This is a genomic window from Syntrophomonas erecta subsp. sporosyntropha, from assembly GCF_055395365.1.
In genome coordinates, this window is the sequence record NZ_AP042459.1 from 287,687 (window position 1) to 298,493 (window position 10,807).

7 protein-coding genes and 1 pseudogene are annotated in these 10,807 nt (G+C 42.7%); 2 read left to right on the forward strand and 6 right to left on the reverse strand.

Features of this window, described 5'->3' with window-relative positions; genetic code table 11:
• Nucleotides 1–12 precede the first annotated feature (12 nt).
• From ACZ5Q0_RS01365 to ACZ5Q0_RS01385, 5 genes and pseudogenes are all read right to left on the reverse strand, one after another.
• Nucleotides 13–1,362, reverse strand: a complete 1,350-nt coding sequence (locus ACZ5Q0_RS01365; protein WP_446819861.1) for an acetyl-CoA hydrolase/transferase family protein — start codon at nucleotides 1,360–1,362, stop codon at nucleotides 13–15.
• A gap of 535 nt (nucleotides 1,363–1,897) precedes the next feature.
• Nucleotides 1,898–3,064, reverse strand: a complete 1,167-nt coding sequence (locus tag ACZ5Q0_RS01370) for an acyl-CoA dehydrogenase family protein (protein ID WP_446819859.1) — start codon at nucleotides 3,062–3,064, stop codon at nucleotides 1,898–1,900.
• Nucleotides 3,065–3,099: 35 nt separating this feature from the next.
• Entirely contained in the window at nucleotides 3,100–4,293 is a 1,194-nt protein-coding gene (locus ACZ5Q0_RS01375) for an acetyl-CoA C-acetyltransferase (protein WP_446819857.1), read from the reverse strand.
• 45 nt (nucleotides 4,294–4,338) lie between these two features.
• Nucleotides 4,339–5,187, reverse strand: coding sequence for a 3-hydroxyacyl-CoA dehydrogenase family protein (locus ACZ5Q0_RS01380; protein ID WP_446820739.1), 849 nt, complete (start codon nucleotides 5,185–5,187; stop codon nucleotides 4,339–4,341).
• A gap of 40 nt (nucleotides 5,188–5,227) precedes the next feature.
• Nucleotides 5,228–6,006 (reverse strand): annotated as a pseudogene (locus ACZ5Q0_RS01385) (short-chain-enoyl-CoA hydratase).
• 661 nt (nucleotides 6,007–6,667) lie between these two features.
• Between ACZ5Q0_RS01385 and ACZ5Q0_RS01390 the strand changes: the two are divergent.
• A complete protein-coding gene (locus ACZ5Q0_RS01390) occupies nucleotides 6,668–6,910 on the forward strand; it encodes a hypothetical protein (protein ID WP_447182652.1) in 243 nt (80 codons plus the stop codon).
• Between the two features lie 29 nt (nucleotides 6,911–6,939).
• On the opposite strand, the gene tyrS is transcribed toward ACZ5Q0_RS01390, so the two are convergent.
• Complete coding sequence (tyrS, locus tag ACZ5Q0_RS01395; protein WP_446820738.1) at nucleotides 6,940–8,121, reverse strand: tyrosine--tRNA ligase; 1,182 nt, start codon at nucleotides 8,119–8,121, stop codon at nucleotides 6,940–6,942.
• A gap of 214 nt (nucleotides 8,122–8,335) precedes the next feature.
• On the opposite strand from tyrS, the gene ACZ5Q0_RS01400 reads away from it, so the two are divergent.
• The gene (locus ACZ5Q0_RS01400; protein ID WP_446819855.1) at nucleotides 8,336–10,750 is read left to right on the forward strand and encodes a transglycosylase domain-containing protein; all 2,415 of its coding nucleotides are present in this window, start codon (nucleotides 8,336–8,338) and stop codon (nucleotides 10,748–10,750) included.
• Nucleotides 10,751–10,807: the final 57 nt, after the last annotated feature.

Genomic DNA, 10,807 nt, shown 5'->3' on the forward strand with positions numbered 1-10,807 from the left:
ATTTATTCGATTTTAACCTCTAATCTTATTACTCTTGCGCCAGATCTTCATTTGTTCAGCATCTTTGATCAAGCCTTCCCGGAAATCCGGATGGGCTATAGAAACTAAAGCTTCCGCTCTTTCCCAGGTACTCTTACCCTTCATATTAGCAATACCATACTCGGTTACTATCATATGCACTGCTGTACGTGGGTCAGTGACAATTGCTCCCGGGGTTAGAATAGGTTTAATTCTGGAGACTACCCCTTCCTTCCCCTGGAAAGTTGAAGTCATACATACGAAGCTTTGTCCATTTTTGGCTTTGTAAGCACCTTCCACAAAGTCTAACTGTCCCCCAGTACCACTAATATGCCGTGTACCAACACTTTCAGCACATACCTGACCGAACAAATCAATCTCTATACACGCGTTTACCGAAACAAAATCGTCTAGGCGGGCAACTACTACCGGGCTATTTGTATAGTCAACTGAGTAGGCTATTACTCCAGGATTATCATCAATGAAATCATATAACTCTGGACTTCCCATAGCAAAAGAGAAAACCTGTTTGTATTTATCGATAGTTTTCTTGGCCCCGGTTATTTTGCCGGCTTTAGTCATTTTTAAATAGGCATCAACATACATTTCAGTATGTACACCCAAGTCTTTCAAATCAGAATCGGCAATCATATTACCAATTGCATTAGGTATACCACCAATTCCTAATTGAATGCAACATCCGTCATATAGCCTTTTGATAATGTGTCCAGCAATTTTCTGTTCGGTTTCATCCGGTTGTACATCAGGAATAGTAGGTAGCGGTGGATTAGAAGATTCTACCACATAATCAACCTGGCTTATATGAATACATTCCTGATTTCCGCCCCATACACGAGGCATGTTGGTATTAACTTCCAGTAACACATGCTCCGCTTTTTCTATAGCAGCCATAGCTGATGGACAACCTGCACCGATACTAAAGTAACCATGCTTATCCATGGGACTAACCGTAGCCATAAATACCCGAGCAGGAACAACATCATTCCTGGTCATATAAGGTAATTCATGAAACTTCATAGGAATGTATGACAAAGTCCCCTGATTATAGTATTTTCTATCCAAGCCGCCACAGTGCCAAGAGTTCCAATAAAAATGTTCCCCAGTCGGATCAGCATCATTTGTATAATGGGGCCAGGCACCTATATCACAACGAATTTTGACATCCCATAATTCATCTTTTCTAGCTGCCAGGGCTTTATCTAGCTCATTCGCGCCATTTATACCGAAAGCATGTTCAATCCAGTCACCAGATTGCACTACTTTTACAGCTTCGTCTGCTGATACTAGTTTCTTTTTGTATTCTTCTAACCAGCGTTCTTTCATAATAAAAAATAAAACCTCCCTCTATCGGGAATCGCCAGGCGAGACCCGAATACACTTAATCTTTGGCCTGCGATTTGCCACAACAGCCACGCCGTGCATATACAACCCGTTTACCGGGGGGCTCACTTTAATGGTGAGGGCCACCTGCTATTTTGAGGGAGTTGTCTTTATTGTATTATAGGCAAAAACCAGGCCAAACAAGCGAACTATCTCCCTGTCTCCGGCAACAGGATTAATGAGGCTTTAAGTTTTGCTAGCCCAACCATTGCCGTAGCTCCACCAGGGCTGGTTCCCAACCTTGTATTTTCACAATATGTTTTCATATCACCTTCCTGTTAACGCCCTTGCACACACGTACAACTCAGGAAGAGATTTTTCTAGCTTATAAAACAAAATTACTGGCCGGCGGGTGCTTTTGCTTACCAGCTTCACCAGACCATCTGCCAGCCAGTAAAATCGACACCACTAACCCGACCTAACCGCCATTACTGACGGTTTTCGGTCGAGCCAGGGTTAAAACAGGAGATGTTAATTTCTAGTATTCGTAATTAGAAAGTTCGCCCCGCCTTAAGCAGTTAGCTATAGTTAGTCTTTGGATTTCATTGGTACCTTCGTAAATCTGAGTTATCTTAGCATCCCGCATCATCCGTTCCACGGGATACTCCCGAGAATAACCATATCCACCCAAAACCTGTACAGCTTCGGTGGTAACTTCCATAGCTACATCACCAGCATAGCATTTTGCTATAGCTCCCTGTTTCTGATAGGAAAGGCCGGCATCTTCGCGCCAGGCTACCTCGTAAACCAGGTTACGGGCTGCCTGAATCTTCATAGCCATGTTAGCCAACTTAAAAGATACTCCCTGGTTGGCAAAAATAGGTTTACCAAACTGCTGACGCTCCAAGGCAAATTCCAGGGCATGCCGGAAAGCTCCTTCGGCTATTCCTAAAGCCTGAGCAGCTATACCTACTCTGCCTCCGTTCAAAACTTGCATGGTCTGTTTGAAGCCGTCACCTTCATTACCGATTAGATTTTCGGCAGGAACTACACAGTTTTCGAAAACCAGCTCGTAAGTGGCCGAAGAGCGAATACCCAGTTTTTTCTCTTTCTTACCGAACGTAAATCCCGGGGTTCCTTTTTCCACTACAAAATAACTGCTGTTTCCATGTTTTTGATCTTTGCCACCGGTGCGGGCCAGAATAACATAAATATCACCATAGTACCCGTTGGTAATAAATATCTTGGTACCATTCAATATATAGTTGTTACCATCTTTTACAGCTGTAAGAGCTGTTGCTCCCACGTCTGACCCAGCATTTGGTTCAGTTAACCCCAGAGCCCCCAGACTTTCACCAGATGCCAGCCGTGGCAACCAGCGCTGTTTTTGTTCTTCATTGGCCAGATGGAGAATCGGCCAAGTACAGAGTGAGGTATGGGCCGATAGAGTAACCCCCATAGAAGCACAGTTTCTGGATATTTCCTCTACCGCCATAGCATAGACTACCGTTCCAGCTGCTGTTCCGCCATATTCTTCCGGAACAATTAATCCTGCCAGTCCCAGGTCGGCTATTTTCTTCCAACACTCCATATCGAACTCTTCATTTTCGTCCCGCTCAGCTGCGCCGGGAGCTACGACTTCATCCGAAAAGTCGGCAAAAGTCCGTTTAAACATTTTTTGTTCTTCTGTTAGCGAAAAATCCATTAAAAATTCCCTCCCCCGAAAATTCCCAAAATAGATTAGTCGTAAATACCTTCAACAATCAGTGTGGTACCCATACCGCCACCGATGCAGAGAGTAGCTAAACCATATTTAGATTTTCTCTTTTGCATTTCATAAAGCAGTGAAACCAGTATTCTGGCTCCAGAGGCACCGATTGGATGTCCAAGTGCAATAGCCCCACCATTTACATTAACTTTTTCCATATGATCGGCCCAGCCCATTTCACGGCCAACCGCTAGGGACTGAGAAGCAAAAGCCTCGTTGGCTTCAATTAAATCGATATCATCCACAGTCAATCCAGCCTTAGCTAATGCCTTCTTACTAGCTGGTATGGGACCAACACCCATGATCTTGGGATCAACTCCGCCAGATGCATAGCTTACAACTCTAGCCATAGGTTTAATACCTAGTTCATCGGCTTTTTCCTTGGACATAACAATAACTGCTGCTGCACCATCATTAATACCTGATGCATTACCAGCAGTGACTGTTCCACCATCTCTCTTGAAAGCTGGTTTTAATCCCCCCATCTTTTCCAGGGTGGTTTTACGGGGATGCTCATCAGTGTCAAATACTATATCGCCTTTTCTGCCTTTTATCACAACTGGAACTATCTCATCCTTAAACCGTCCCGATTCGATAGCTGCAAAGGCTCTCTCCTGACTTCTAAAGCCAAACTCATCCTGGTCTTCGCGGGAGATATTCCACTGTTCGGCAACATTTTCTGCAGTAATGCCCATATGGTAGTTGTTAAAAGCTTCCCACAGGCCGTCTTTGATCATGACGTCTACCACGGTTCCGTTATTCATACGGTAACCACGGCGAGCCTTCTCTAATGCATATGGAGCATTACTCATGTTCTCCATACCACCAGCCAAAACCACATCAGCATCGCCAGCTTTAATAAGCTGTGCTGCCAGACTTACCGCTCTTAATCCCGACCCACACACCTTATTAATTGTGAAAGCAGGAACATCAATGGGAATACCAGCTTTAATAGATGACTGGCGGGCAACGTTCTGCCCCTGGGCAGCCTGTAAAACGCATCCGAAGATTACCTCATCCAGAGCATCCGCAGCTAGTCCAGCCCGGTTCAGAGCCTCTTTCATAACTATTGATCCAAGGTTTACCACTGGTTCATCTTTAATTGTGCCATTAAAAGTTCCTACAGGTGTACGACAAGCTCCTACTAAAACAATTTCTTTTGCCATAGACTTTCCACTCCCCCTTATAATTTTGGTTTTTAATAACAAGTCTTATTTGTTGTAGTCAAAAAATCCCTTACCGGATTTGCGACCCAAGTGTCCAGCACGAACTTTTTGTTTAAATGCGAGGGCTGGACGATATTTAGAATCAGCCATTTCATTGACAAAGTAATCCATAATCATTAAGCATACATCGATACCAATCAAGTCCGCCAGGGCCAGAGGACCCATAGGCATGTTGGCACCTAATTTCATAGCTTTGTCAATTTCAGCTGCAGAAGCTACCCCTTCTTGGTATATAATAGCAGCTTCATTAATATATGGGATTAACAGGCGGTTGACAATAAAACCGGGGGATTCTTTTACCGGTACCGGTTCTTTGCCGATTGCTTTCGAAAATTCGACAACCGCATCTACTGTTTCGGCAGCAGTTTCTGCTCCAGGAATAATTTCAACTAGTTTCATAGCTGGTACAGGATTAAAGAAGTGAACTCCTACCACATTAGCAGTTCTATTGGTCACTGCGGCTATCTCAGTGATACTTAATGCCGAGGTGTTACTGGCGAGAATAGTTTCTGGAGGACAAATGCCATCAAGTTGTTTGAAGAGATCCTGTTTGATCTTCATCTGCTCAATAACTGCTTCCACAACCAGGTCGCAATCTTTGAGATCTTCATTATTGGTACCGCCAACGATTTTCTTTTTAAATTCTTCAACTTTTTCGGCTTCCATCCTGCCTTTGCTGACTGCCCGGTCCCAATTTTTAAATATACCATTGAGGCCTCTGTCAACAAACTCTTGGCGCAGGTCTATTAAGCGGACATCTAATCCAGCCTCAACACAAACCTGCGCTATACCTGCACCCATGGTACCGGCTCCTACAACTCCTACTTTTTTAATTGCCACTTTTTTTACCTCCTATCAGGAATCTATTATGGGGTCATTTACCCACAAATTTAGGATTTCGCTTTTCAAGAAAAGCGGACATACCTTCTTTTTGATCCTGGGTTGAAAAGCAAAGACCGAAGGTATCAGCTTCAATTGTCATTGCCCGGTCTATGTCAGTCTGCAATCCTTCATTGACAGCAGCTTTACATAATCGTACCGCTATCTGCCCCTGCCTGCAAATTTTAAGAGCTATCGATTTTGCTGTGTCTAAAAGCCCAACCGGTTCAGTTACCATATTTACCAACCCGATTCTTTCAGCTTCTTGAGCATTAATGGTCTGCCCACTGAAAAGAAGCTGTTTGCCATTCCTGATCCTACCAGTCTGGCCAACGCTGTGTGCCACCAAAACCGGGGGTTATTCCCAGACCTACTTCTGGTTGTCCAAATTTAGCATGGTCTGATGCAATTCGAAAATCACAGCACATAGCTAATTCACAACCGCCACCCAGAGCGAAACCGTTAACCGCAGCAATAACCGGTTTAGATAGATTCGATCTTACTGAATACTTTCTGTCCTAAAGCGCCAAAGGCTCGTCCCTCTATAGCCGAAAGATTTTGCATATAAGCAATATCGGCACCGGCAACGAACGCCTTTCCTCCCGATCCAGTAATGATCAGCACATTGACTTCCTGATCCTGTTCTATCTCATCGATAGCCTTATCAAGCTCCAGCAATGTGTCACGGTTTAACGCATTAAGTACTTTGGGTCTATTGATATAAAGGATGGCAATCTGTTCGCTCTTATTCACAATCAGGTTCTGATGCTCCATGCTGTCTTTCCCCCCTTGCACGAACTAACCTTATGTGATTCCCTACCCCCTCCCTTCAATCTATATCAGAACACCGCATCTATTGGAAGATACGGTATGATCTGTGGCTCGAACAGAATTTACGCAACCTGCGTGAAAAAGAATTGTCTCTACTGTTATATAGTGAGTGGCAATGGGTTTCGACTCACGACCAAACTATATAACAGTAGATCAAAAAGAAATGTAAGAAAAATAGGGGGTTATAAAATATGTGGTGCAGTGAATGTTGCGCTACCCCTATTACGTGCAATAACTGTGCCAATTATAAAGAACCGATCTGAAAAAGGGCTGCAAAGGCCGTTATTCAGGTTAATCTCCCAGTATAGCAGATAGATATTTTTAGTTCTGTTCATTAATCATTAATTCATAATTGTATTAAAGTTGATTCATAAATGAATTAATATAAACAATTCCCCCAGCATAAGCGCCTATATTTCGACAATAGAGGCACTCTGAAGTTTGTTTTATTTTGATTCATAATTGAATTGGCTTAGATTCTAGCTTATATTACCCCGATTATAATGTCTATACGCAATACTTGTGGTAACCAACTCGATACGGTAGAATAGGGCTACTGTGGCCTTAAAAGCCTTTATTATCTTAGAAATGGAGTGACAACCTATTGCGTACACTGGTAGCAACTGCCCTGATTAATGCTAAAGGTAATGAAGTATACTGTGCAGCCAGAAAAGTTACTAACGAAAATATTAAAAGAATCCGTAACAACAGCCGTCAACAACTTGAAAGTATAGGTTTTACTTTTGTGAACCTTATTTCCCTTGATTACCCAAATGTCAAAGGGTATGCCGTTTTTTATGAGGGACACTTGGATGATATGGAAAAGTCCCTAAAATTATTACCCTGATTAATGCAAACCGGGTAACCCCGGTTTGCTTATGCTTTTTTAATTTTTATAAACTTTCTTTTACCAACCTGTATAACCATACCATCATTAATATATAGGTTTTCCTGATCATATTTGTTGCCATTTACTTTAACAGCATCTTGTTTTAACATGCGCCGCCCATCACTAGTAGAACTAACCATATCATTTTCATGTAAAAACCTAGGCAGCCAGACTGTTTCGTCATGGCATACTATTTCTGGAATATCATCCGGAATGCTTCCCTGGGAAAAAACTAACTTAAATCGTTCCTCCGCCTGTTCTGCCTCTTCATCTTCATGATACATAGAAATAACGGTTTTAGCCAGCTTTATTTTTGCATCACGTGGATTAAGGCTGCCGTTAGCCATAGCCTGTTCCATTTGCCTAATCTCTTCCATAGGTACTCTGGTTACCAGTTCAAAATAACGGCAGATCAATTCATCAGGAATAGACATAATTTTCCCAAACATTTCGTGGGGATCTTCATCAATTCCAATGTAATTACCGAGACTTTTGCTCATCTTTTGAACACCATCAGTTCCCTCTAATATAGGCATCATCATAGCTACCTGTGGTTCCATCTCATATTCTTTTTGCAGGTTTCTACCTACTAAAAGATTAAATTTTTGGTCGGTGCCCCCTAATTCAACATCAGCTTGCAATACAACAGAATCATAACCCTGCATCAGCGGATAGATAAACTCATGAATCCCAATCGGCAAGCCTTCCCGGTATCTATTCTCAAAATCATCCCGTTCCAGCATACGGGCCACCGTATATTTCCCCGCCAGGTTTAAAACTTCGGCCAGATTCATCTTCATCAACCATTGGCTATTAAAATGTACAGTAGTCTTCTCCGGGTCCAAAACCTTAAAAATTTGTTCCTGATAAGTAGCTGCATTGGCCATGACCTGGTCTTCCGTCAACTGCTTGCGAGTCTCGGATTTTCCACTAGGATCGCCAATACGACCAGTAAAGTCGCCGATGATTAATTCGACTCTATGCCCCAGATCTTGAAACTGGCGCAATTTATTTAAAACCACCGTATGACCCAGGTGGATATCTGGTGCAGTAGGATCCAGCCCCAGTTTAACTTTCAGGGGACGGTTTTCATTGATAGACTTCTTTAGCTTTTGTAGCAACTCATCCTCGGGTACAATTTCCGCTACTCCACGACGGAGTAGGTCCATCTGCTCCTCCCACTGGTTTTTGATTAATTCTTCCACAAAATAACCTCCTTGCCAGAAAAATTTTAGCACATTGTCATTAGTATGTGCAATAATGAGGGCATTAAGGACGTATTACCTGGATAATACAACCGTAGTGAATCAGGTATTTAGCAGGATATTTACCAGCCGGTGTCCAATATGTAAAGGATATTTATTGGGGAGGCTCAAACCATCTATGTCAACAAACCAAAGTAATAATAAGAGCAAGCAACGATCTATCGGGAAAAAAATCTTATTAGGTTTAATAGTACTTGTATTTATAGGTATAGGATGTATAGTGGGTGTGTTTGCTTTTGCAGCCAGGAGCTTACCTGCTTTTGATCCTCAACAACTTAGTGGAGCCATGACCACTTTTATTTACGACGATCAAGGTAATATGGTAACCTCACTTCACGCCGAGGAAAATCGTACGGAGATAACTCTAGATAAAGTACCTAATGATCTTATTAATGCCTTTATTTCCACTGAAGACCAGGATTTTTACCACCATCACGGGGTTAACTTCAAGGGAGTTGCACGTTCGGTTGTTCGTAATATCCAATCTGGTAATCTTACTGGTCAAGGGGCTAGTACTATTACTATGCAGTTGGCCCGCAATGCTTTTTTGTCCTTTGATAAACAATGGGAACGAAAGGTTAAAGAAATAATTATCGCTTTCAAATTGGAATCCAGGTATTCCAAAGACGAAATCCTGGCTATGTACTTAAACAAGATTAATTTCGGGGCCGGTGCCTATGGGGTTCAGGCAGCGGCTAATACTTATTTCGGTAAGGACGTTGACCAATTAAACTTAGCGGAATGTTCTTTGCTGGCCGGCCTACCCCAGAGTCCTAATGCCTATAACCCATTCCAATACTATGATCGGGCCAAGGCACGCCAAAGAGTAGTACTTAATAACATGGTCAAGTGCGGTCACATTGACCAAGCCACTGCCGACCAAGCCTTTGAAGCCCCGCTGGTGTTTACCAAAACTCAACATGGGGACAGCCACTATGGCTTTTTTGTAGATGCTGTAGTGGAAGAGGCATTGGATCTATTAAAAGATAAAGAAATTGCCAAAGATGCCAGCGATTTAATCTATCGTTCCGGTTTAAGGATATATACTACTATGAACTCCGATTTACAAAAATATGCAGAAGAGGTCTATAGTAATCCGGCCAACTTCCCCAGCGAAACGAAAGGTGGAGAAAATATACAATCAGCTATGGCCGTTATAGATCATAAAAATGGTGAGATTAAAGCCATTATGGGAGGGCGAACCTATGAGCAGAAACGCGGCTTCAACCGGGCTACCAGTGCCTACCGGCAACCAGGATCCTCAATTAAACCTATATCCGTATACAGCCCTGCTCTGGAAAAGGGTTACATGCCTTATTATGTTCTAAATGATGCGCCTGTATCCTTTAAGATCGGAGGTACAGTTTGGAGTCCTAAAAATTATGACAACAATCATCGCGGTCTGATTACCATGAGAACAGCTGTACAGTGGTCTATTAATACCTATGCTGTGCAATTACTAGATAAAATAGGGGTTCGATCCGGCTTTAATTTTGCCAAAGCCATGGGCCTGGAATTAGTTGACACCCCTGGCACCAATGACCTGGGTTTGGCACCTTTATCTTTAGGAGGCTTAACCCACGGAGCTACGCCGGTACAAATGGCGGCTGCTTATGGTACTTTGGGAAACAGTGGAGTTTATATTAAGCCCCACTTTATTACCCGCATAGTTGATGATGAAGGAGTAGAATTATACCAATTTAAACCTGAATATAACCGGGTTATGTCAGAACAAACCGCCTGGCTGATGGGGAGCATGTTGCAGACGGTTGCTAACGCAGGTACCGGAACAAATGCCCGGGTACCAGGAGTAGTTACAGCTGGTAAAACAGGTACCTCTGAAGAGTATAAGGACTCCTGGTTCTGTGGATATACTCCCGGCTATTCAATGGCTGTTTGGATGGGCTATGACCGCCAACACACCATGAATAATGTCTATGGAGGGGGCTATCCGGCTAAAGTTTTCCGGGCTGTCCTTACTAAAGCTCATAGTATAAAAAATACTCCTGCTAAGAAAATGCCGTCGGGAATTGTACAAATATCTGTTTGCTCAAAATCAGGCAAACTACCTTCGGAGACCTGTCCTAAAGAGACTATAATTATTGAATTTTCACGCAGTGATAGTGTACCTACCGAGGTTTGCCCGGGCCATGAAGTGGTATATATTTGCCCTGAGTCTGGCAAATTAGCCGGAAAATATTGTCCTAATCCAGAAATGCGATCAGTGGTCAAAATAGGTGGAAACAGTGCTACTCATGACAAAATACCCGCCGAAAAGTGTGATATTCATGACGAATTTACCTTACCAGGTTTATTACGTAACGAAGTCTATATTTGTTTAGATCCACGGCATGATGGTAATTTTGTTAAAGCCAACCTTCCAGGGCCTATGGAAACCGGCGGGTGTCCCCAGGAGTACCTGGAAAAGGTTATTATAGAACCAGGACAACATATTCCCACCTGTAGTTTAAAGGATCATCAGTTGAAAAAACGAAAGGCCCGCGAAGTTATAAATGATATAGTAGGCCGATAATAAGCCACCAACAAATATTAAGCCGTATAAAGTCATGATAAATATCATGACTTTATA

Bases quoted from the DNA above. Each gene is read 5' to 3' on its own strand.
- ACZ5Q0_RS01365 (WP_446819861.1), bottom strand. From the start codon at position 1,362: ATGAAAGAACGCTGGTTAGAAGAATACAAAAAGAAACTAGTATCAGCA.
- ACZ5Q0_RS01370 (WP_446819859.1), bottom strand. From the start codon at position 3,064: ATGGATTTTTCGCTAACAGAAGAACAAAAAATGTTTAAACGGACTTTT.
- tyrS (WP_446820738.1), bottom strand. From the start codon at position 8,121: ATGGACCTACTCCGTCGTGGAGTAGCGGAAATTGTACCCGAGGATGAG.
- ACZ5Q0_RS01400 (WP_446819855.1), top strand. From the start codon at position 8,336: ATGTCAACAAACCAAAGTAATAATAAGAGCAAGCAACGATCTATCGGG.
- ACZ5Q0_RS01375 (WP_446819857.1), bottom strand. From the start codon at position 4,293: ATGGCAAAAGAAATTGTTTTAGTAGGAGCTTGTCGTACACCTGTAGGA.